This window comes from Paraburkholderia acidicola, assembly GCF_002362315.1.
Classification (GTDB): Bacteria; Pseudomonadota; Gammaproteobacteria; order Burkholderiales; family Burkholderiaceae; genus Paraburkholderia; species Paraburkholderia acidicola.
Genome location: NZ_MTZV01000004.1, coordinates 1286173 through 1307538 on the forward strand (window position 1 = coordinate 1286173; position 21366 = coordinate 1307538).

Below are 21366 nucleotides of genomic sequence, written 5' to 3' on the forward strand. Positions count from 1 at the left end.
CGTTGCAAGGGGCGACCGGCGGCAGCCGCAAACACCGCACGTGGCGCAGTGCGGAAAAAGTCTGCGGCGCGCCTCCAACACCCACGTGGAAAACGCTGTTGCAGCGCGCCAGTCCTGTACAATTCGCGCTTGTTTCAACTGTTCCGTGCCTGAGCCAGCCGCCATGTCCGAACTTCCCGACCTTTCGCAGATCGCGCCCCGCCTGAAGGCTGAAATCCTCGCCGAGGCACTGCCCTATATCCGCCAGTATCACGGCAAGACCGTGGTGATCAAATACGGCGGCAACGCCATGACCGAAGAGCGTCTCAAGCAGGGCTTCGCGCGCGACGTGATCCTGCTGAAACTCGTCGGCATCAACCCGGTCATCGTGCACGGCGGCGGCCCGCAGATCGACCAGGCGCTGAAGAAGATCGGCAAGCAGGGCACCTTCATCCAGGGCATGCGCGTCACTGACGAAGAGACGATGGAAGTTGTCGAATGGGTGCTCGGCGGCGAAGTGCAGCAGGACATCGTCACGCTGATCAACCACTTTGGCGGCCACGCGGTGGGGCTCACGGGCAAGGACGGCGGCCTGATTCACGCGCGCAAGCTGATGATGCCGGATCGCGACAACCCCGGTCAGTACGTCGATATCGGCCAGGTCGGCGAAGTCGAGGCGATCAACCCGGCGGTGGTGAAGGCATTGCAGGACGACGCATTCATTCCGGTCATCTCGCCGATCGGTTTCGGCGAAGACGGCCTGTCGTACAACATCAACGCCGATCTGGTCGCGGGCAAGCTTGCCGTCGTGCTGAACGCCGAGAAGCTCGTGATGATGACCAACATCCCCGGCGTGATGGACAAGGAAGGCAACCTGCTCACCGATCTGTCGGCGCGCGAAATCGACGCGCTTTTTGCCGACGGCACGATTTCCGGCGGCATGCTGCCGAAAATCTCGTCGGCACTCGACGCCGCGAAGAGCGGTGTGCGCTCGGTGCACATCATCGACGGCCGCATCGAACACTCGGTGCTGCTCGAAATTCTCACCGAACAGCCGTTCGGCACGATGATCCGCTCGCATTGAGCCGGCAACTGAACGACACACTGGATCGGCCCCGGCAATCGATGCGCATTTCCCGCCCACGACGCCGGCGCCCCCGCGTCGAATCCGGCAAACCGGTCTGGCTGTTCGACCTTGACAACACGCTGCATCACGCGTCGCACGCGATCTTCCCCGTTATCAATCAGGGGATGACGCAGTACATCATCGACACGCTGCAGGTCGACCTCGACGAAGCAAACCGTCTGCGCACCGGCTACACGAAGCGCTACGGCGCAACGCTGCTCGGTCTAACGCGCCATCACCCGATCGACCCGCACGACTTCCTGAAGGTCGTGCACACGTTCCAAGATCTGCCTTCGATGGTGCGCAGCGAGCGCGGCCTCGCGCGGCTCGTCGCTGCGCTGCCTGGCCGCAAGATCATCATCACGAACGCGCCCGAAGCGTATGCGCATGCGGTATTGCAGGAGCTCGGCATCGAGCGGCTGTTCGAACGCGTGATCGCCATCGAACACATGCAGCACGGCGGCATCTGGCGCGCCAAACCCGATGCTTCGATGCTGCGCCGTGCGATGCGCGACGCGCATGTGTCGCTCGCCGACACGATCCTCGTCGAAGATACGCGCAGCCACCTGAAGAACTACCGGCACCTCGGTATCCGTACGATCTGGATCACCGGTCACCTGCCGAGGCAGTCGCGCCGCGACGGCGTAACCGCGCCGCTGCCGGGCACGGGCCGGCCGCACTATATCGACTGGCGCATCCGTTCGCTAAAATCGTTACGATGGGGCACCCGCCACGGGCGATTGAGGGGCGACACACATGCAACCGACTCACAAGCATGACGAAGCCGTAACCGAAGACCCGCACACAACCGGCTCAACCGGCGCCGCAGCCAGCAGCGGGCGCGCCGTGCGCCTGAAACCGGGCGAGCGGCGGGTCCACATCCTGCAGATGCTCGCCACGATGCTCGAGGCGCCGAAAAGCGAAAAAATCACCACCGCGGCGCTCGCCGCGCGGCTCGGTGTGTCGGAAGCGGCGTTGTACCGGCATTTCGCCAGCAAGGCGCAAATGTTCGAAGGACTGATCGAATTCATCGAGCAGACCATCTTCGGGCTGATCAACCAGATCGTCGCGAAAGAGCAGAACGGTGTGTTGCAGGCCCGTTCGATCGCCCTGATGTTGCTCAATTTCTCCGCGAAGAACCCCGGCATGACGCGCGTGCTGACCGGCGAGGCACTCGTCGGCGAACACGAACGACTCACCGAGCGCGTCAACCAGATGCTCGAGCGTGTCGAGGCGTCGCTCAAGCAATGTCTGCGGCTCGGGCTGATGGACTCGAACGCGCGAGCCGACAGCGCCGCGGCCGTTCCGCTGCCCGCGGACTACGATCCTGCCGTGCGGGCGAGCCTGCTCGTCAGCTATATCGTGGGGCGCTGGCATCGCTATGCGCGCAGCGGCTTCGTGCGGATGCCGGACGAACATGCCGACGCCCAGCTGCGGCTGATCCTGCAGTAGCCGGCGCTGTCGCGCGGATTTTTCCGCTATACTTTGCGCTCCTTTGCTGTTCGTCGGCCCTGTCGGCGTCATACAGCAGCGCGCCGATTTGCTGACTCGATTGCGGGCGCGCGAACCTCCCGGCCTGTGTTGCTTGCCTGGCCCTGCGGTTCACTATAAATGCGGCTAAAGAGGTCGTCAGCCGCGCATCCCGCTTCCTTCCCGCGCATCGCCGACGCCGTTTAGCCGCTCCTGTCAGAAGGCGGATTGAATGGAATCGATCGGAATCGTCGTTCCCCAGAAAATGCATTTCTCCGAGCCGCTGCTCATGCAGAACGGCAGCTCGCTAGCCGGTTTCGACCTGATGGTCGAAACCTACGGCACGCTCAACGCTGCGCGCAGCAATGCCGTGCTCGTCTGTCATGCGCTCAACGCGTCGCATCATGTGGCGGGGATCTATGAAGGCGAGCCGAAGGAAGTCGGCTGGTGGGACAACATGGTCGGCCCCGGCAAGCCGCTCGACACCAACCGCTTCTTCGTCATCGGCGTGAACAATCTCGGTTCGTGCTTCGGCTCGACCGGTCCGATGAGTATCGATCCCGCAACCGGTGAGCCGTACGGCGCGCGCTTTCCGGTCGTGACCGTCGAAGACTGGGTCAACGCGCAGGCGCGCGTCGCCGACACGTTCGGCATCGAACGCTTTGCAGCGGTGATGGGCGGTAGTCTCGGCGGCATGCAGGCGCTTGCGTGGAGCTTGATGTATCCGGAGCGCGTCGCGCACTGCGTCGTGGTCGCGTCGACGCCGAAGCTGTCCGCGCAGAACATCGCATTCAACGAAGTGGCGCGCTCGGCGATCCTGTCGGACCCCGACTTCCACGGCGGCAACTACTACGCGCATAACGTGAAGCCGAAGCGCGGCCTGCGTGTCGCGCGGATGATCGGCCACATCACCTATCTGTCCGACGACGACATGGCCGCCAAATTCGGCCGCGCGCTGCGTCGCGCAGAAGGTGCCGAAGACGCCTACAACTTCAACTTCGACGTCGAATTCGAAGTGGAATCGTATCTGCGCTATCAAGGCGACAAGTTCGCCGACTACTTCGACGCGAACACCTACCTGCTGATCACCCGGGCGCTCGATTACTTCGATCCGGCCAAAGCCTTCGACGGCGATCTCACCGCCGCGCTCGCGCACACCACCGCGAAGTATCTGATTGCGAGCTTCTCGACCGACTGGCGCTTCGCGCCCACGCGCTCGCGCGAGCTGGCCAAGGCGCTGCTCGATCACAAACGCCAGATCACCTATGCCGAGATCGACGCGCCGCACGGCCACGACGCGTTCCTGCTCGACGATGCCCGCTATCACAACCTGATGCGCGCCTACTATGAACGGATTGCCACCGAGGTGAACGCATGAACCAGCGCGCACTCGATTATCTTGCGACACGCCCCGACTTCCGCGCTATCGCCCGCTGGGTCGAACCGCGCTCGACGGTACTCGATCTCGGTTGCGGCGACGGCTCGCTACTGTCGCTGCTGACCGAAGAACTCGAAGTGTCCGGCTACGGCATCGAGATCAACGACGCTGGCGTCCTGGCGTCGACGAAAAACGGCGTGAACGTGATCCAGCAGAATCTCGAGGACGGACTGCGTCTCTTCGAAGACGGCAGTTTCGATTTCGCGATCCTGTCGCAGACGCTGCAGACCATCCACCAGACCGCCGCGATCCTGCGCGAGACGGTGCGGGTCGGTCGCGAATGCATCGTGTCGTTTCCGAATTTCGGCTACTGGGCACACCGCCTGTCGGTCTTGCGCGGCCGCATGCCGGTGTCGAAAACGCTGCCGTTCCAGTGGCACAACACGCCGAACGTGCGCGTGCTGACGATCCGCGATTTCGAGGCGCTGGCGCCCGAAGTCGGCATCGAAATTCTCGACCGGGCGGTGCTGCACGGCGGCCAGGCGGTGCGTTGGGGCGTGAACTGGCGTGGTAGTCTTGCGGTCTATCGCGTCAAGAAAAGCTCACGCTGACCATTTTCATGTCGAACCCGCCGCACGAGGCGCGCGCACTTACCGCACACGAAGAACATCCTGGCTGGCGCGCGTTCCTGAACACGCGCATGCTGATCTGCGTCTTTCTCGGCTTCACATCGGGATTGCCGCTCTTCACACTCGTCTATCTGGTGCAGGCGTGGCTGCGCTCCGAAGGTGTGAACCTGAAGGAAATCGGCCTCTTCGCGCTGATCCAGTTTCCGTACACCTGGAAGTTCGTCTGGGCGCCGCTGATGGACCGCTACCTGCCGCGGTTACCGGGCTGGCGGCCAGGCCGGCGACGCGGCTGGATGCTCGTCACGCAGATTCTCGTGGCCGGCGCGATCGGCACGCTCGGCTTCGTCTCGCCACGCGAATCGATCTGGACCGTCGCCGCGCTGACCGCACTGGTCGCATTCTTCGGTGCAAGTCAGGACATCGCCGTCGATGCGTACCGGCGCGAACTGCTGAGAGACACGGAGCAGGGGCTCGGCAACGCTGTGCATGTGAACGCCTACAAGATCGCGGCGCTCGTGCCCGGTTCGCTCGCGCTGATTCTTTCCGATCATCTGCCGTGGACCACGGTGTTCGCCGTGACGGCCGCGTTCATGCTGCCGGGCATGATCATGACGCTCGTCGTACGCGAACCCGAAGTGCATGGCGTACCGCCGAAAAACCTGCGCGCAGCGATCGTCGAACCGTTCCAGGAATTCGTGCGGCGTGACGGCTGGCGCGGCGCGCTGTTCGTGCTCGGCTTCATCTTTCTGTACAAGCTCGGCGATACGATGGCGACCACGCTATCGACGTCGTTCTTTCTCGACATCGGTTTTACGCGTACGCAGATCGGTGTGATCGCGAAGACGACCGCGTTCGGTGCAAGCCTCGCGGGCGGGATCATCGGCGGGATCTGGTTGATGCGCATCGGCATCGGTCGCGGGCTGTGGATTTTCGGCGTGCTGCAGATGGTGTCGACGCTCGGCTTTGCGTGGCTCGCCCATGTCGGGCCGGCGTCGCCGGTGCTCGCTTCGCTCTATGGGGTTGCTTCGGCGGGCGGGCAGGGGCTGACGAAACTGCTGTCGATGGTCGGTATCGGCTGGACTGTGCAGTTCGATCCGATGTCGGTTGCGCTCGCACTCGTCTACGGCTTCGAGACCTTCTCGACCGGGCTCACGCTGGCGGCGTTCACCGCCTATATCGCCAGCACGACCGATCCGCGCTATACCGCTACCCAGTTCGCGCTCTTCACGAGTCTTGCTTCGGTGCCGCGTACGCTCGCTTCGGCGGCTAGCGGCTATGTGGTCGCGCAGATCGGCTGGTTCGATTATTTCATCGCGTGTACCGCGCTTGCACTGCCCGGCATGCTGCTGCTGTTTCGCATCGCTCCGTGGAGAGCGCGGTCGTGAGCGGGATCGTTTCGTTGCGATTGACTGGGGCGCTGGCGGTGCGTGCTGTGTCGTCCGCGTCGGGTCGCGTGCTACAGCGCTTGCTGTGCATCGCGCTTGCCGGATCGGCACTCGGCCTAGGCAGTTTCATCCCGGCCACAGCTGCCTTCGCTGCGGATACTGCATCTGCCACCGCCACCGCGCCTCTCGCGCGCAGCGTGCCAAACGCCGCGAACGCCGCAAGCGCGACACCCTCGTCTTCTGCCGCCGCAAGCAGCAGCGCCTCGGCACCACAAGCCGCTTCGACAGTTGCGGCTGCATCGTCGCCAGCTAGCGCCGCGAAGCCGCCCACCCCGACGTCAAGCCCAACCGCCGCGGCAAGCGTCCCCGCCGCTACGTCCTACCAGAGCGGCCAGCAGATCCGCTATGGCGACGGCGCCGTGTTTCGCAACCTGATCCCGTCGCAGGTCCTCGAGAACCAGGCCGCGGAGGAATTCGAGCAGATCGTCCACGGCGCCGATCACGCGAACCGCCTGTATCCGAACAACGACGTGCGCGTGCAGCGCGTGCGCGACATCGCGAACCGGTTGATTCCGTACTCGCTGAAGTGGAACGAGCGCGCGAAGAACTGGAAATGGGAAGTGGCTGTCGTGCAGTCGCCCGATATCCGCATGTATTGCCTGCCTGGCGGCAAGATCGTCGTGTATAGCGGGCTACTCGATCGCGTGCGCCTGAACAACAACGAACTTGGGATGCTGATCGGCCACGAGATCGCGCACGCACTGCGCGAACACGCACGTGAGCGGCTCGGCGAGCAACAGGCGGCGCAGTTCGGTTCGGGCTCGATCCCGCAGTTGTTCGGTCTGGCAGACCTCGGCGCCGCACCGCTCGGCATCGGCTCGCAGCTGCTGGAAATGAAGTACGGCCGCGCCGACGAAACGGAAGCCGACGTGATGGGCAGTGAAATCGCGTCGCGCGCGGGCTACGATCCGCGCGCAGCCGTCACGCTGTGGGACAAGCTCGCGGCCGCGACGCACAGCAGCCGCAATGGCGGCTACATCTATGTGCATCCGTATAGCGCCGCGCGCCGCCAGGACATCGTCAAGCGTCTGCCGGACATGCTGCCGCTGTATGCGAAGGCGCTCGGCAAGGGCGTCGACGGGTTGCCTGGTAGCTCGCGCCAGGCCGCGGCGCATAAATAGCGGCGCGCGGCCCGGCTAGAGCGGCGTCAATCAACCCGCAAGCTTGTGCGAGTAATCGACGGTGACCGGCGCGTGATCGCTGAACTTGATGTCGCGAAACACATCGCAGCGCTTCGCCTTGCCGGCAATTTCCGCCGTCGCGATCTGATAGTCGATCCGCCACCCGACGTTGTTCGCATACGCCTGTCCGCGGTTGCTCCACCACGTGTACTGCTCGGGACGTTGGTCGAGCGTGCGAAACACGTCCACATAGCCGACCTCGTCGAACAGCTGCGTGAGCCACGCGCGCTCTTCCGGCAGGCAGCCCGAATTCTTCTGGTTGCCCTTCCAGTTCTTGATATCGATTTCCTTGTGAACGATGTTCACGTCGCCGCACACGATCACTTCGCGTTTCTTGCTGAGCGCGGCGAGATGCGGCATGAACTCATCCATGAAGCGGAACTTGGCCTGCTGCCGTTCTTCACCGCTCGATCCCGACGGCACATACACCGAGATCACCGACAGCTTGCCGAAGCGCAGTTCGACATAGCGTCCTTCGGGATCGAACTCCTCGCTGCCGAAACCGATGATGACCTTGTCCGGCTTATGACGCGTGTAGACGCCCGCGCCGCTGTAGCCCTTCTTGACCGCGTGCTGGAAGTAGCCGGTGTAGCCGTGCGGCGCGAGGAATTCGGGTGTCATGTCGTCCTGCGAGCACTTGATTTCCTGCACGCATATGACGTCGGCATCCTGCGTGCCGAACCATTCGAAGAAGCCCTTTTTGGCTGCGGAGCGGATGCCGTTCAGATTGGCGGTGATCACGCGCAACATGGTGTTCCTTTCTTGGCAATGGATGGGATAACGAAGCGCAACGCGAGCAAACCGATGCTGCGTCAGGCCCTAATCGACCTTCAAACCCTTCAGCGATGCTTTCGCCGGGGGATACTCGAGCTTCATGCCAACGAGCGCACGCAACAGCAACTCGGCGATCATCACGTTGCGATGCGTCTTTGAATCGGCGGGAATCACGTACCACGGCGCGATCTCCGTCGAAGTCGCCGCGAGCGCATCGCCATATGCAGTCTGGTACTTGCCCCACAGCTTGCGCGCTTCGAGATCGGCGACGTCGAACTTCCAGTGCTTGTTCGGATCGTCGATGCGTGCCTGCAGACGCGCGCGCTGCTCGTCCTTCGAAATGTGCAGCATGCATTTGACGATAGTCGTGCCGCTCTCCGCAAGCAACGCCTCGAACTGGCGGATGTGCCGGTAGCGCAGTTCGCGCGCGGCATCGTCGAGCGTGCCGAGCACGACCGGTACCAGCACGTCTTCGTAGTGGCTACGGTTAAAGACGGTCAGCTCGCCGGCAGCGGGCGCCTGCGCATGCACGCGCCAGAGAAAATCGTGCGCGGCTTCGACGGGCGTCGGTGCCTTGAACGACACGATACGCAGGCCAAGCAGATCGACTTCGTGAAAAACGGCGCGGACCGTACCGTCCTTGCCACTGGTATCCATACCCTGCAGCACGAGCAGCACACGTTGGCGGGTTTGCGTGTGCAGACGCTCCTGCAGCGCGTCGAGCTGCGCACCGATCTCGGCAAGGCGCGCACGATCCGACTCCTTGCTGCCAGTCGAAAATGGCTTTACCGCCGGATCGAAATCGTCGAGCGCGAATTGTTCCGCTTTCTTGCCGTCGTTGAAGAACGGCACGCGGAAATCGTCCAGCTCGGGCTTCTTTGCCATGCAATGTCTCCTTTTTTCCCGGCATGCAACCCGGCAACGGCCCGTCATCGCAGCGAGCAGGCGCGAACCACGCGCCCGTTCGCACCGCATCGTTCAGGACAGTTTCTTCTTCAGCAGTTCGTTGACCTGCTGCGGGTTGGCTTTGCCCTTCGTCGCCTTCATCGCTTGCCCGATCAGCGCGTTGAATGCCTTTTCCTTGCCAGCGCGGAATTCTTCCACCGACTTCGCATTCGCAGCCAGCACCTCGTCGATGATCGCTTCGAGCTCGCCACTGTCCGAGATCTGCTTGAGGCCCTTCGCTTCGATGATGCGATCGGCGGCGGCTTCGTCAGTGGCTTTTTCTTCCCAGATCGCCTGGAAAATTTCCTTCGCGATCTTGTTCGAGATTGTGCCGTCGGCGATCCGTTGCAATACGAGCGCGAGTTGCGCAGCGGACACCGGGCACGCGCCGATGTCGAGGTCTTCGCGATTCAGTTGCGAGGACACTTCACCCATCAACCAGTTTGCGGCGACCTTGGCCTGCGCGGCGCCGGCCTTGCCGACCACGGCTTCGTAGTACGCGGCCATCGCCTTGCTCGATGTCAGCACACTCGCGTCGTAAGGCGTCAATCCGTATTGCTCGACGAAACGCTTCTGCATGCCCGCGGGCAATTCAGGCATTTCGCTGCGCACGCGCTCGACCCAGGCCGCGTCGATCACGAGCGGCATCAGGTCGGGGTCGGGGAAATAGCGGTAATCGTGCGCATCTTCCTTGCTGCGCATCGAGCGCGTTTCGCGCTTGTCCGGATCGTACAGACGCGTTTCCTGCACGACGGTACCGCCGTCCTCGATCAGTTCGATCTGGCGACGCACTTCGTACTGGATCGCTTCTTCGAGAAAGCGGAACGAGTTCAGGTTCTTGATCTCGGCGCGCGTACCGAATTCCTTCTGACCGACCGGCCGCACCGATACGTTCGCATCGCAACGGAACGAGCCTTCCTGCATGTTGCCGTCGCAGATACCGAGCCACACGACGAGCGCGTGCAGCGTCTTCGCGTACGCGACGGCTTCGGCCGCGCTGCGCATCTCCGGCTCGGTGACGATTTCGAGCAACGGTGTACCGGCGCGATTCAGATCGATACCGGTCATGCCGGCAAAGTCTTCGTGCAGCGACTTGCCCGCGTCTTCTTCAAGATGCGCGCGCGTCAGGTTGACGGTTTTTTCGTAGGTGGTGCTGTTGCCGTCCTTGTCCTTGCCGGGCACCTGGATCGTGACCTGTCCGCCCTGCACGACCGGAATCTCGTACTGGCTGATCTGATAGCCCTTCGGCAGGTCAGGGTAGAAATAATTCTTGCGCGCGAAGATGCTGCGCGGCGCGATTGTCGCGCCGATCGAGAGACCGAAGGTGATCGCGCGTTCGACAGCGCCGCGGTTCATCACCGGCAGCACGCCCGGCAGCGCGAGATCGATCGGGCTTGCCTGAGTGTTCGGCGCGGCACCAAACTGCGTTGCAGTGCCGGAGAAAATTTTCGATACCGTCGAGAGCTGTGTGTGCGTCTCGAGACCGATGACGACTTCCCATTGCATAGTCATGCCTCCCACCGGGCGCTGCCGGCCGGTGTCCTGCGATGCCAGTCGGTGGCGCGCTGGAACGCGTCCGCCACCTGCAGCATCCTGGCTTCGTTAAAGTAGTTACCGATGATCTGCAGTCCCACCGGACGCTGCGCATTCGCGCCCGCCCCGAAGCCGCACGGCACGCTCATACCGGGCAGGCCGGCGAGACTCACCGACAGCGTATAGATATCGGCGAGATACATCTGCACCGGATCGTCGCCCTTCGCACCGAGGTCCCATGCCACCGAAGGCGACACCGGGCCCATGATCACATCGCACTGATGGAACGCTTCCTGGAAGTCCTGCGCGATGATGCGGCGGATTTTTTGCGCTTGCAGGTAGTACGCATCGTAGTAGCCATGCGAGAGCACATACGCGCCGACCAGAATGCGCCGCTTCACCTCGGGACCGAAGCCTTCTGCGCGCGTTTTCTTGTACATGTCGAGCAGATCGCGATACTCCGCCGCGCGATGGCCGTAGCGCACGCCATCGAAACGCGACAGGTTGGACGAGGCTTCTGCGGGCGCGATCACGTAGTACACGGGGATCGACAGTTCGGTTTTCGGCAGCGAGACGTCGACGAGCGTTGCACCGAGCGCTTCGTACTGCTTCAGCGCGGCATCGATGGCAGCGCGCACGTCATCGGCGAGGCCCGCGCCGAAGTATTCCTTCGGCAGGCCGATACGCAGACCGGCCAGCGGCTTCGCAGCGTCGCCGCCGCTTTGCCATGTCTGTCCCAGGTGGCGCGTGTAGTCCTCGTCGTCGCGCACGAGGCTCGTCGAATCGCGTTCGTCGAAACCGGCCATTGCGTTGAGCAGCGTTGCGCAATCGGCAGCGTTCTGGGCAAACGGACCGGCCTGATCGAGCGACGACGCGAACGCGATCATGCCGTAGCGCGACACGCGGCCATACGTCGGCTTGATACCCGTGACGCCGGTAAACGACGCGGGCTGGCGAATCGAGCCGCCGGTGTCAGTACCGGTCGCGACCGGTGCGAGACGCGCGGCCACCGCTGCCGCCGAGCCACCCGACGACCCGCCCGGCACCGCCTTGCGATCCCACGGGTTCTGCACCGGGCCGAAGTGCGAGTTCTCATTCGACGAGCCCATCGCGAACTCGTCCATATTCGTCTTGCCGACGCACACCATGCCCGCTTGCGCCAGGCGCTCGACGACCGTTGCATCGAAAGGGCTCGTGTAGTGCTCGAGCATCTTCGAGCCGGCGGTTGCGCGCCAGTCGCGCGTGACGAACACGTCCTTGTGCGCGATCGGCAGGCCTGTCAGCGGGCCCGCATTGCCGGCGGCAAGCCGTGCATCGGCGGCTTTCGCCTGGGTCAGCGTGAGGTCGGCATCGACGTGCAGGAACGCGTTCAGGCCGCGTGCCTCGTCGATCCGCTTCAGGTACAGCTGCGCCAGTTCGACCGCGGAGCATTCCTTCGCGTCGAGCGCTGCGCGCAGTTCGGTCAAGCTCTTTTCATACATTGCATTGTTCCTGGAGAACGCTGCGGCGCGCCGTGCGCCGTGGCGGAGGTCCGGCTGCCCGCCGGCTAGCCGAAGCCTTGTAGGCGGCGTCTTGCGCCGCTGTCGTGCTGGTGATTCAAACAGCTATTCGAGCACCCTCGGCACCAGATACAGCCCGTCCTGCACAGCGGGCGCGGACTGCTGGAAGTCGTCGCGGCGCACGGTTTCCGTCACCGCGTCGTTACGCAGACGCAGCGCGACGTCTTCGATCTGCTCGATCGGATGGGCGAGCGGCGCAATGCCGGTCGTATCGACTGCCTGCATCTGCTCGACGAGCCCGAAGAAGTCGTTGAGCTGGGCAAGCGTGTGCCCAGCCTCGTCCTCGGCCAGTTCGAGCCGCGCGAGGTGGGCGATGCGTTTAACATCGGTCAGGGTCAGAGCCATGCAGTCACCGGAGAGGAAGGTGGACTGCCGCAGTGCGGAAAAACAATGCTGCGACAGCGGGTTACGTCACTGGAGGCGACCCTTGAAAGCGGGCCGTCAGAGGCAAAAAGTGCGCTCCGTTTCCTTCAAAACAAGCAAAATTATAAGGTATCATTACGCGTTCGACCCAAACCCGGACCGAGCTGGCAAGGCCCTGCTGGAACATTTTCCAGCTTGCACCCAGAAAACGCTGAGCGGCCCTGCCCCGGCCTCCGGTAGATTCCCTCGCAGTTTCGTGCTCTCGTGGCCGCTCCCGCCAGCCTGAAACTGCTATTTTTTCCGCTGCCGCCCTACGCATACGGTGCGAGGCCCGGCCCCCAGCGAGACAGGATTTTGAATGTTCGGTTTTTTGCGCAGCTACTTCTCCAACGATCTGGCGATTGACCTCGGCACTGCCAACACGCTTATCTACATGCGTGGCAAAGGTATCGTCCTTGATGAACCGTCGGTGGTCTCCATCCGCCAGGAAGGCGGCCCGAACGGCAAGAAGACGATTCAGGCAGTCGGCAAGGAAGCAAAGCAGATGCTCGGCAAGGTGCCGGGCAACATCGAGGCGATCCGCCCGATGAAAGACGGTGTGATCGCCGACTTCACCGTCACTGAGCAGATGATCAAGCAGTTCATCAAGACCGCTCACGAATCCCGCATGTTCTCGCCGTCGCCGCGCATCATCATTTGCGTGCCGTGCGGCTCGACTCAGGTTGAGCGTCGCGCGATCAAGGAAGCCGCGCACGGCGCAGGCGCCTCGCAGGTCTATCTGATCGAAGAACCGATGGCAGCCGCTATTGGCGCGGGTCTGCCGGTGTCGGAAGCGACCGGCTCGATGGTCGTCGATATCGGCGGCGGCACGACGGAAGTCGGCGTGATCTCGCTGGGCGGCATCGTGTACAAAGGCTCGGTGCGTGTCGGTGGCGACAAGTTCGACGAGGCAATCGTCAACTACATCCGCCGCAACTACGGCATGCTGATCGGCGAGCAAACCGCCGAAGCGATCAAGAAGGAAATCGGTTCCGCGTTCCCGGGTTCCGAAGTGAAGGAAATGGAAGTGAAGGGCCGCAACCTGTCGGAAGGCATTCCGCGCAGCTTCACGATCTCCAGCAACGAAATCCTCGAAGCGCTGACCGATCCGCTCAATCAGATCGTGTCGTCGGTCAAGATCGCGCTCGAGCAAACCCCGCCGGAACTGGGCGCCGACATCGCCGAACGCGGCATGATGCTGACGGGCGGCGGCGCACTGCTGCGCGACCTCGACCGCCTGCTCGCGGAAGAAACCGGTCTGCCGGTGCTGGTCGCCGAAGACCCGCTCACGTGCGTCGTGCGTGGTTCGGGCATGGCGCTCGAGCGCATGGACAAGCTCGGCAGTATCTTCTCTTACGAGTAAGCGAGTCCTGCTCCATGACCGCAGCGCGGACGGCACGGCCAGTTCCCTCAGGGCTGGCGCGTTGCCCGGCGGCCCGTCCGGCCGCCGCGCGCTGAGCGCGATCGCCGCGCCGCACACCGCTTCATTCACCCGCTCACGCGCCCGGCGCCGACCATGGAATACAGTCCGCCGCCCCTATTCAAGCAAGGTCCATCGGCACTCGCCCGGCTGATCTTCTTCGTCGTGCTCGCGCTCGCACTGCTCATTTCCGACGCGCGCTTCAAGACGCTCGAAATCGTCCGCGGTGTGCTCGGCGCGGGCCTGTATCCGCTGCAGCGCGCGGCGCTTGTGCCGCGCGACCTGTTCATGGGCGCCGCCGATCTCGCCGTCACGAGCGCCACGTTGCGCGCCGAAAACACGAAGCTGCGCGAGCGCAATCTGCAACTATCGCAACAAGCCAATCAATCGGCACTGCTCGGCGCGGAGAACGCGCACCTGCGCAGCCTGCTGCAACTGTCGCAGCGCGCGACCATCCAGTCGATTCCCGCCGAAATCCAGTACGACACCAGCGACCCCTTCACGCAGAAAGTCGTGATCGGCCGCGGTTCGCAGCAGGGCATCCAGAACGGCTCGCCGGTCGTCAACGAAGACGGCGTGATCGGCCAGATCACGCGCGTGTTCCCGCTGCAGGCCGAAGTCACCCTGCTCACCGATAAGGACCAGGCCGTGCCCGTGCAGATCGTGCGGACCGGGCTGCGCAGCGTGATCTACGGGACGCCGAAGGGCGACTCGCTCGATCTGCGCTTCGTGCCAATCAGCGCCGATGTGCAGACCGGCGATGAACTCGTCACGAGCGGTCTCGACGGTGTCTATCCGCCGGGGCTGCCGGTAGCGAAGGTCGTGCGGGTTGACAAGCAGGCCGATACGGCATTCGCACGCGTCGTCTGCGTGCCGGTCGCGCCGGTGCGCGGTGCGCGCCAGCTGCTCGTGCTGCACTATCAGAACGATGTGCCTCCGCGGCCGGAAGAAGCGGAATCGGCAGCCGATTCCGCGAAAGCGGCGAAGGCGAAGAAGCCTGCGGCGGACAAGGCAGGCGCGAAGGGCGCGGACAAGGCTGCTGAAAAGGGTTCGGAAAAAACCGCGGACAAACCCGCTGAGAAGCCTGCGGCGAAATCCGCTGAAAAACCCGCGGCGAAACCCGCCGGCAAAGAGCCCGCTCATAGCACCCGGCCCACTGCGCCCGCCGCCCCCGTGAAACCCGCCACACCAGCCGCCGGCCAGGGGGCGAACCCATGAACCGCCCGCAATACATCCTGCAGCCGGTCAATCCGTATTTCATCGCGTTCAGCCTGGCCGCTGCGTTCCTGCTGAACCTGATGCCCTGGGGCCGTCTGATCGGCATACCCGACTTCGTCGCACTGGTGCTGCTGTTCTGGAACGTCCACCAGCCGCGCAAGGTCGGCATGGGCATCGCGTTCCTGCTCGGCCTGCTGATGGACGTCCACAACGCGAGCCTGCTCGGCGAGCACGCGCTGGCCTATACGCTGCTGTCGTATGGTGCGATCACGATCCATCGGCGGGTGCTGTGGATGTCGCTCGGCGTGCAGGCATTCGCCGTGATGCCGCTGTTCGTGATCGCGCAGATCGTGCCGTTCGTGATCCGGCTTCTGGCCGGCGCGGCGTTTCCGGGCTGGGGCTATCTGATCGACGGGTTCGTCGAAGCGGTGCTGTGGCCGCTCGCCAGCGTGATACTGCTGATGCCGCAACGCCGTCCGGCCGATCCGGACGACACGCGTCCTATCTAGTCCAGCGCTCACCGGGACCGCCCTTGAACCTCGTTGCATCCCGCCGGCCCGGTCCGCGCACGTTATCTCTTCCGGTTCGCGGCCCGCGGGTTCGCGCACCTCGTGACGGCCGCCAGACGGCCCTGTTTGCCATCGCATGACCGAATTCAAGGACACCCAGCAGCAGCTCTCGAAGTTCCGCCTGCGCGTCGCGGCGGCGGGTCTGTTCGTGTTCGTCTGCTTCGGGTTGATCACGTTCCGCTTCCTGTACCTGCAGGTGTGGCACTACAGCAAGTACTCGCTGCAGGCCGACGAAAACCGCATCTCGGTGGCGCCGATCGTGCCGAACCGCGGCATCATCACCGACCGCAACGGTGTCGTACTCGCGAAGAACTACTCGGCGTACACGCTCGAAATCACACCATCGAAGCTCAACGACACGCTCGACAACGTGATCGACAGTCTCGCCACCGTCATCTCTATCGATGCGCGCGACCGGCGCCGCTTCAAGAAGCTGCAGGAAGACTCGAAGAATTTCGAAAGCCTGCCGATCCGCACCCGTCTCACCGACGACGAAGTCGCGCGCTTCACCGCGCAGCGCTTCCGCTTTCCCGGCGTCGAGGTGCGCGCGCGGCTGTTCCGCCAGTACCCGCTCGGGCCGACCGCCGCGCACGTGATCGGCTACATCGGCCGGATCTCGCAGCGCGACCAGGACCGCATCGACGACGCCAGCGATCAGAACAACAGCGATCCCGAGCACTACGACGCGCGCCTCGACGCGAACAACTACAAGGGCACCGACTACATCGGCAAGATCGGCGTCGAGCAGAGTTACGAAACCGAACTGCACGGGCAGACCGGTTTCGAGGAAGTCGAGGTGACCGCGGGCGGCCGGCCGGTACGCACGCTGTCGCGCACCCAGGCCACGCCGGGCAACAATCTCGTGCTGTCGATCGACATCGGTTTGCAGCAGGTCGCCGAGCAGGCATTCGCCGGCCGGCGCGGCGCGCTCGTCGCGATCGAACCGGCCACCGGCGACGTGCTCGCGTTCGTCTCGGCACCGAGCTTCGATCCAAACTCGTTTGTCGACGGGATCGACCAGCAGACCTGGGACGACCTCAACAACTCGCCCGACCATCCGCTCCTGAACCGGCCGCTGCACGGCACCTATCCACCGGGTTCGACCTACAAGCCGTTCATGGCGCTCGCCGCGCTGGCGCTGCACAAGCGCACACCGGGCTGGGGCTTCCAGGATCCGGGCTACTACACGTTCGGCGGTCACACGTTCCGCAACGACGTGCGCTCCGGTCAGGGCTGGGTCGACATGAACCGCGCGATCGTCGTGTCGAACGACACCTACTTCTACATGCTCGCGCACGACCTCGGCGTCAACGCGATCGCCAATTTCATGAAGCCGTGGGGTTTTGGGCAAATCACCGGTATCGACATCGCCGGTGAAGCGCGCGGCATCCTGCCGTCGACCGAATGGAAGCGCAAGGCCTACCGCAAACCGGAACAGCAACGCTGGTACGAAGGCGAAACGATCAGCCTCGGCATCGGTCAGGGCTACAACTCGTTCACGATCCTGCAACTGGCTCATGCGGTCGCGACGCTCGCCAACAACGGCGTGCTGATGAAGCCTCACCTCGTGAAGGAAATCGAAAATCCGATCACTCGCGATACGCATCTGACCGTGCCCAAAGACGACGGTCGCATCAACGTGCCGCAATCGGACATCGATATCATCAAGCGCGCGCTGGTCGGTGTGGTGACCGGCGGCACGGCATCGAAGCTGTTTATCGGCGCACCGTATCAGGCAGCGGGCAAGACCGGTACGGCCCAGGTCTATTCGCTGCAGGGCGCGAACTACAAGGGCCATGCGATCCCCGAGCGGCTGCGCGACCACGCGCTCTTTACCGCATTCGCGCCGGCGGACAATCCGAAGATCGCAGTAGCCTTGATCGTCGAAAACGGCGGCTGGGGCGCCGAAGCGGCCGGTCCGATCGCGCGCAAGGTGCTCGACTTCTATCTGGTCGACCGGCAGAAGCCGGGTGCCGAAGCCGCAGCCGTCGCAGCGGCGGCCTCGGCCACTGAAGATGCTTCCGCGCCTGTCATAGGCGGCGCATCGGCGCCCGTCAAAGCTGCGCTGCCGGTTCCTGTTGCGACGGGCTTTACCGCTTTGCCGGAGCCGGGTGCGGCCTCTGCGCCTGGTGCGGCATCGACAGCGGTGACCGCTTCGGCAGTGGAAGCGCCAGCTACCCCTTCAAGTGCAACTCCGGATGCCGCCGCAGAACCCGCCAGCATTGCATCGGCGGCCATCGCAGCGGCGCCGCGCGCCAAAATCCTCGTGCCGCGCAAATCCGGCGGTCCTCACAGCCCCCGTCCAGGCAGCGGCACGACGCCCGCTGCCGTCGCGCCCACGCGCGACGACGGGAAAGAGTCGCAGCCGGCCCAGCCGGCTAGCGGCGGCATCGACGAGTAAGGAGAAAGGCATGCAATTCGACAAGCGCGCCTGGCTCGACCGCATCAAGCGGATGTTTGCGGGCTTCGACCGCCCGCTCGCGCTGACCGTGTTTCTGCTGCTGTGCGTCGGCATCGTCACGCTGTACAGCGCGAGTCTCGATGTGCCGGGGCGCGTTGAAGACCAGTTGCGCAACATCATGCTGACGTTCGTGCTGATGTGGGCGCTCGCCAATGTGCCGCCCACCACGCTGATGCGTTTCGCGGTGCCGCTCTACACGTTCGGCATTGCGATGCTCGTGGCGGTCGCGCTATTCGGGCTCACGCGCAAGGGCGCAAAACGCTGGATCAATGTCGGCGTCGTGATCCAGCCGTCGGAGATCCTGAAGATCGCCACTCCGTTGATGCTCGCCTGGTATTACCAGCGACGCGAAGGCGTGGTGCGCTGGTGGGACTATCTGGTCGGCCTCGTGATCCTGCTGGTGCCGGTTGGACTGATCGCCAAGCAACCCGATCTCGGTACCGCCGTACTGGTGTTCGCCGCGGGCTTCTTCGTGATCTATTTCGCGGGCCTGAGCTTCAAGCTGATCGTGCCGGTGCTGATCGCCGCGACGATCGCGGTGGCATCGATTGCGGCATTCCAGGACCGGATCTGCCAGCCCGAAGTCACCTGGCCGTTGATGCACGATTATCAGAAGCACCGCATCTGTACGTTGCTCGATCCGACCTCCGATCCGCTCGGCAAAGGCTTCCACACCATCCAGGCCGTGATCGCGATCGGTTCCGGCGGCGAGCTCGGCAAGGGCTGGCTGAAGGGCACGCAGGCGCATCTGGAATTCATTCCGGAAAAACACACCGACTTCATCTTCGCGGTGTTCTCCGAGGAATTCGGGCTGGCCGGCGGCATCGTGCTGCTGGTGCTGTACATGGCGCTGATCGCGCGCGGACTGTATATCGCGGCGAACGGCGCGACGCTGTTCGGGCGGCTACTGGCCGGCGCACTGACGATGGCGTTCTTCACCTACGCGTTCGTCAATATCGGCATGGTGAGCGGCATCCTGCCGGTGGTGGGCGTGCCGTTGCCGTTCATGAGTTACGGCGGCACGGCCCTCACCACACTCGGTGTCGCGATCGGTCTGATCATGAGTGTGGGGCGCCAGAAGCGTTTGATGCAGAGTTGAAGGTTGAACGCGCAGGGCAAGCCCGCAGTTGCAGCGGGCGCCTGCGCTATGGCGATTTCGGCGATTTCGGCGCGGCGTTGAGCAACTGCGCTGACAGTTGCTGATACTTCAGACGCGCCGCCGGATCGCCCTGAGCCGCAGCCGCCGCGTAGTACGCGCGCGCCACGTTCAGGTTCTGTTTGACACCGTCGCCACCGCGCTCATAGAACGAGCCGGCCACATACTGCGCGGTCATGTCGCCACCCTCAGCGGCCTTCTCGTACCAGACGAATGCCTGCCGGTTGTCGCGCGCGGTACCCCGCCCGTCGAGGAACTGGTTCGCCAGCGCGAGTTCCGCCAGCACGTGCCCCTGGTGCGCAGCCTTCAGAAACCAGCGATGCGCCTCGACCGGATCGCGGCCGACGAACTCCCCGTCGTCGTACATTTTTCCGTACACGTACTGCGCATGCGACATGTTGGCGTCCGCGGCCTTGCGCAGCCACTTCTTGCCTTCATCGACATTCGCTTTAGCGCCTTCGCCATTGAGCAGCATCATCGCGTAGTTGAATTCGGCGAGGCGGCTACCGTGTTCGGCAGCCTTGCGAAACTCGACTAGCGCAACGCTCATGTTGCCGGCGTTGTAGTCGGCGACCGCTGTCTGCGTAGCGAGATCGGTCGCTTTCGGTTTTTCGATCTGCGCATGCGCCGGGCCGGCCGCGAGTAGCACGGCCGACACTGCGACGATCGCCATGCGCACCGCGCGTGTCATCCCTCGACCTCGAATGCAGCGCTTCATGACCGCGCCTCCTGCAGCGCCTGGCGCGTCGCGCGCAACAGCCACATGACATCGGCGGCAAGCGCGATAAAGCGAAAACCGTCCGCGCGATACTGCCGCGCACCCGCGACATCGAGCGCGAAGATACCGGTCGCGATGCCGGCGCGGTTTGCTGCATCGCAGATGTGCGCGATCGCTTCCTGCACCTCCGGATGCTTCGGATCGCCGAGATGACCAAGACTTGCTGAAAGATCGGCCGGTCCGATAAACAGGCAATCGACACCCGGTGTCGCCGCAATCCGCTCGACTTCCTGCACTGCACGCGCCGACTCGATCTGCACGATCGTCGCGATCTGCGCATTGGCGTTCTGCACGTAGTCGCGCCGCATTCCGTACGCAGCCGCCCGCACTGCGCCGGCCACGCCGCGCAGACCATCGGGTGTATTGGCGTCGGGATAGCGTGTCAGGCGCACCGCATGCGCAGCGTCATCCGCGGTTTCGATGTTCGGAAACATCAGCGTGCGCGCGCCCGCATCGAGTACGCGTTTGACGAGCCATCCTTCCTTCGTGGGCACGCGTACTACCGGCTCGCTCGGCAGATGCGCGGCGGCGATCGCGCGTAACTGCGCGGTGACATCGCTGCTGTCGTTCGGCGAATGCTCCATGTCGATCAGCAGCCAGTCGAAGCCGGCGTGCGCGAGCGCTTCCGCCGCGGCATCGCTGCCAAGCGACAGCCACAGGCCGATCAGTGATTCAGATTCGTGCAGACGTTGCTTCAGGGGATTCGTGAACGTGCTCATCGCGGCGCTCCTCGCCAGCGCGCTGCGGCGCCTTCGCTGGAACGATGCGTGAGCAGGAGGGATGGGCGCTCAACCGGGCCAGGAACGGCCCGGCGTAGATGGCGTGCGCCGCGTAGCGTGGTAACCGGCATGTCTCGCTCCGTGTGGTTGTCGAGGCGATCATACCGTGACAATAACGCGTTAGTCGCGCACCACGTCGGCCCAGCAGTTGGGGGTTTCGTACAGGCGCACGTGATGCAGCCGCAGATTCACGCCGTAGTGTGCGTCGTAGACGTTGGCAAGAATATCGAACGCAATTGCCGCGAGGTTTTCGACGGTTGGAATGCGATCGAGCACGACCGTCTTGTGATCAGGCATCGATTCGAGAAACCCGCGCACGCGCGTATCGCCTTCGAAGACGAGAAACGCGTGATCCCACTTGTCGACGAGATGCTCGATAGCCAGCGATTTCACCTCGGCGAAATCCATCACCATGCCGCGATCGGGCGCGCCTTCGGTTTCGACGAGGTCGCCTTGCAGCGTGATTTCGAGCACGTAGCGATGCCCGTGCAGGTTACGGCACTGGCTGCGGTGATCGGGGATGCGGTGGCCCGCATCGAATTCAAGTTTTCGGGTAATAGTCAG

At 63.7% G+C, this 21366-nt stretch carries 20 protein-coding genes; 12 read left to right on the plus strand and 8 right to left on the minus strand.

Translation table 11 applies throughout. From position 1 onward, the window contains the following. The first annotated feature begins 163 nt into the window (after positions 1 to 163). The 7 genes from argB (at position 164) to BWP39_RS16125 (ending at position 7148) form a co-directional block, all read left to right on the plus strand. Positions 164 to 1063 carry an acetylglutamate kinase gene (gene argB, locus BWP39_RS16095; RefSeq protein WP_096721750.1) on the plus strand — a complete coding sequence of 300 codons (900 nt, stop codon included), beginning with the start codon at positions 164 to 166 and terminating at the stop codon, positions 1061 to 1063. A 41-nt stretch (positions 1064 to 1104) separates the two neighbouring features. Beyond that, positions 1105 to 1884 (plus strand): pyrimidine 5'-nucleotidase, encoded by a 780-nt coding sequence (locus BWP39_RS16100; RefSeq protein WP_096721751.1) that lies wholly within the window; start codon positions 1105 to 1107, stop codon positions 1882 to 1884. After that, the gene (slmA, locus tag BWP39_RS16105) at positions 1862 to 2557 is read left to right on the plus strand and encodes a nucleoid occlusion factor SlmA (protein WP_096721753.1); all 696 of its coding nucleotides are present in this window, start codon (positions 1862 to 1864) and stop codon (positions 2555 to 2557) included. Before BWP39_RS16100 ends, slmA begins: the two co-directional genes overlap by 23 nt. A gap of 250 nt (positions 2558 to 2807) precedes the next feature. Further along, a complete protein-coding gene (gene metX / locus BWP39_RS16110; RefSeq protein ID WP_096721755.1) occupies positions 2808 to 3953 on the plus strand; it encodes a homoserine O-succinyltransferase MetX in 1146 nt (381 codons plus the stop codon). Beyond that, on the plus strand, positions 3950 to 4564 hold the full coding sequence (gene metW / locus BWP39_RS16115) for a methionine biosynthesis protein MetW (protein WP_091019414.1): 615 nt from the start codon (positions 3950 to 3952) through the stop codon (positions 4562 to 4564). The genes metX and metW overlap by 4 nt, the downstream gene beginning before the upstream one ends. Positions 4565 to 4572: 8 nt before the next feature. Beyond that, positions 4573 to 5967: an AmpG family muropeptide MFS transporter gene (locus tag BWP39_RS16120; protein WP_096721757.1), complete on the plus strand. Its 1395-nt coding sequence runs from the start codon at positions 4573 to 4575 to the stop codon at positions 5965 to 5967. Next, on the plus strand, positions 5964 to 7148 hold the full coding sequence (locus BWP39_RS16125; protein ID WP_207556846.1) for a M48 family metallopeptidase: 1185 nt from the start codon (positions 5964 to 5966) through the stop codon (positions 7146 to 7148). Before BWP39_RS16120 ends, BWP39_RS16125 begins: the two co-directional genes overlap by 4 nt. A 30-nt stretch (positions 7149 to 7178) precedes the next feature. Here BWP39_RS16125 and BWP39_RS16130 read toward each other — a convergent pair whose 3' ends face one another. The 5 genes from BWP39_RS16130 to gatC form a co-directional block, all read right to left on the minus strand. Continuing rightward, positions 7179 to 7958, minus strand: a complete 780-nt coding sequence (locus tag BWP39_RS16130) for an exodeoxyribonuclease III (protein ID WP_096721759.1) — start codon at positions 7956 to 7958, stop codon at positions 7179 to 7181. Positions 7959 to 8027: 69 nt separating this feature from the next. After that, a complete protein-coding gene (locus BWP39_RS16135) occupies positions 8028 to 8867 on the minus strand; it encodes a PPK2 family polyphosphate kinase (RefSeq protein ID WP_096721761.1) in 840 nt (279 codons plus the stop codon). 93 nt (positions 8868 to 8960) lie between these two features. Further along, complete coding sequence (gene gatB, locus BWP39_RS16140; protein WP_096721763.1) at positions 8961 to 10439, minus strand: Asp-tRNA(Asn)/Glu-tRNA(Gln) amidotransferase subunit GatB; 1479 nt, start codon at positions 10437 to 10439, stop codon at positions 8961 to 8963. Then, a complete protein-coding gene (gene gatA / locus BWP39_RS16145; protein WP_096721765.1) occupies positions 10436 to 11941 on the minus strand; it encodes an Asp-tRNA(Asn)/Glu-tRNA(Gln) amidotransferase subunit GatA in 1506 nt (501 codons plus the stop codon). Before gatA ends, gatB begins: the two co-directional genes overlap by 4 nt. 123 nt (positions 11942 to 12064) lie before the next feature. Then, positions 12065 to 12364, minus strand: a complete 300-nt coding sequence (gene gatC, locus BWP39_RS16150; protein ID WP_091019398.1) for an Asp-tRNA(Asn)/Glu-tRNA(Gln) amidotransferase subunit GatC — start codon at positions 12362 to 12364, stop codon at positions 12065 to 12067. Between the two features lie 376 nt (positions 12365 to 12740). Here gatC and BWP39_RS16155 point away from each other — a divergent pair, with 376 nt between their 5' ends. The 5 genes from BWP39_RS16155 (at position 12741) to rodA (ending at position 19188) form a co-directional block, all read left to right on the plus strand. After that, on the plus strand, positions 12741 to 13784 hold the full coding sequence (locus BWP39_RS16155; protein WP_004189550.1) for a rod shape-determining protein: 1044 nt from the start codon (positions 12741 to 12743) through the stop codon (positions 13782 to 13784). A 153-nt stretch (positions 13785 to 13937) separates the two neighbouring features. Beyond that, positions 13938 to 15059, plus strand: coding sequence for a rod shape-determining protein MreC (gene mreC / locus BWP39_RS16160; RefSeq protein ID WP_096721767.1), 1122 nt, complete (start codon positions 13938 to 13940; stop codon positions 15057 to 15059). Continuing rightward, positions 15056 to 15568, plus strand: coding sequence for a rod shape-determining protein MreD (gene mreD, locus BWP39_RS16165; protein ID WP_091019395.1), 513 nt, complete (start codon positions 15056 to 15058; stop codon positions 15566 to 15568). Before mreC ends, mreD begins: the two co-directional genes overlap by 4 nt. A 136-nt stretch (positions 15569 to 15704) precedes the next feature. Then, positions 15705 to 18029, plus strand: a complete 2325-nt coding sequence (gene mrdA, locus BWP39_RS16170; protein WP_096721769.1) for a penicillin-binding protein 2 — start codon at positions 15705 to 15707, stop codon at positions 18027 to 18029. Between the two features lie 10 nt (positions 18030 to 18039). Continuing rightward, on the plus strand, positions 18040 to 19188 hold the full coding sequence (rodA, locus tag BWP39_RS16175) for a rod shape-determining protein RodA (protein ID WP_091019390.1): 1149 nt from the start codon (positions 18040 to 18042) through the stop codon (positions 19186 to 19188). Between the two features lie 46 nt (positions 19189 to 19234). Here the strand turns inward: rodA and BWP39_RS16180 are convergent, their stop codons facing one another. From BWP39_RS16180 to queD, 3 genes are all read right to left on the minus strand, one after another. After that, the gene (locus BWP39_RS16180) at positions 19235 to 19936 is read right to left on the minus strand and encodes a tetratricopeptide repeat protein (protein WP_407944799.1); all 702 of its coding nucleotides are present in this window, start codon (positions 19934 to 19936) and stop codon (positions 19235 to 19237) included. 23 nt (positions 19937 to 19959) lie between these two features. After that, positions 19960 to 20742, minus strand: a complete 783-nt coding sequence (locus tag BWP39_RS16185; protein WP_096721771.1) for an HpcH/HpaI aldolase family protein — start codon at positions 20740 to 20742, stop codon at positions 19960 to 19962. A gap of 180 nt (positions 20743 to 20922) precedes the next feature. After that, positions 20923 to 21366 (minus strand): 6-carboxytetrahydropterin synthase QueD, encoded by a 444-nt coding sequence (queD, locus tag BWP39_RS16190; protein ID WP_096722659.1) that lies wholly within the window; start codon positions 21364 to 21366, stop codon positions 20923 to 20925.

Excerpts from the sequence above, each read along its gene's own strand:
- argB (WP_096721750.1), top strand. The coding sequence starts at position 164 with ATGTCCGAACTTCCCGACCTTTCGCAGATCGCGCCCCGCCTGAAGGCT.
- BWP39_RS16100 (WP_096721751.1), top strand. The coding sequence starts at position 1,105 with ATGCGCATTTCCCGCCCACGACGCCGGCGCCCCCGCGTCGAATCCGGC.
- slmA (WP_096721753.1), top strand. The coding sequence starts at position 1,862 with ATGCAACCGACTCACAAGCATGACGAAGCCGTAACCGAAGACCCGCAC.
- metX (WP_096721755.1), top strand. The coding sequence starts at position 2,808 with ATGGAATCGATCGGAATCGTCGTTCCCCAGAAAATGCATTTCTCCGAG.
- metW (WP_091019414.1), top strand. The coding sequence starts at position 3,950 with ATGAACCAGCGCGCACTCGATTATCTTGCGACACGCCCCGACTTCCGC.
- BWP39_RS16120 (WP_096721757.1), top strand. The coding sequence starts at position 4,573 with ATGTCGAACCCGCCGCACGAGGCGCGCGCACTTACCGCACACGAAGAA.
- BWP39_RS16130 (WP_096721759.1), bottom strand. The coding sequence starts at position 7,958 with ATGTTGCGCGTGATCACCGCCAATCTGAACGGCATCCGCTCCGCAGCC.
- BWP39_RS16135 (WP_096721761.1), bottom strand. The coding sequence starts at position 8,867 with ATGGCAAAGAAGCCCGAGCTGGACGATTTCCGCGTGCCGTTCTTCAAC.
- gatB (WP_096721763.1), bottom strand. The coding sequence starts at position 10,439 with ATGACTATGCAATGGGAAGTCGTCATCGGTCTCGAGACGCACACACAG.
- gatA (WP_096721765.1), bottom strand. The coding sequence starts at position 11,941 with ATGTATGAAAAGAGCTTGACCGAACTGCGCGCAGCGCTCGACGCGAAG.
- gatC (WP_091019398.1), bottom strand. The coding sequence starts at position 12,364 with ATGGCTCTGACCCTGACCGATGTTAAACGCATCGCCCACCTCGCGCGG.
- BWP39_RS16155 (WP_004189550.1), top strand. The coding sequence starts at position 12,741 with ATGTTCGGTTTTTTGCGCAGCTACTTCTCCAACGATCTGGCGATTGAC.
- mreC (WP_096721767.1), top strand. The coding sequence starts at position 13,938 with ATGGAATACAGTCCGCCGCCCCTATTCAAGCAAGGTCCATCGGCACTC.
- mreD (WP_091019395.1), top strand. The coding sequence starts at position 15,056 with ATGAACCGCCCGCAATACATCCTGCAGCCGGTCAATCCGTATTTCATC.
- mrdA (WP_096721769.1), top strand. The coding sequence starts at position 15,705 with ATGACCGAATTCAAGGACACCCAGCAGCAGCTCTCGAAGTTCCGCCTG.
- rodA (WP_091019390.1), top strand. The coding sequence starts at position 18,040 with ATGCAATTCGACAAGCGCGCCTGGCTCGACCGCATCAAGCGGATGTTT.
- BWP39_RS16180 (WP_407944799.1), bottom strand. The coding sequence starts at position 19,936 with ATGACACGCGCGGTGCGCATGGCGATCGTCGCAGTGTCGGCCGTGCTA.
- BWP39_RS16185 (WP_096721771.1), bottom strand. The coding sequence starts at position 20,742 with ATGAGCACGTTCACGAATCCCCTGAAGCAACGTCTGCACGAATCTGAA.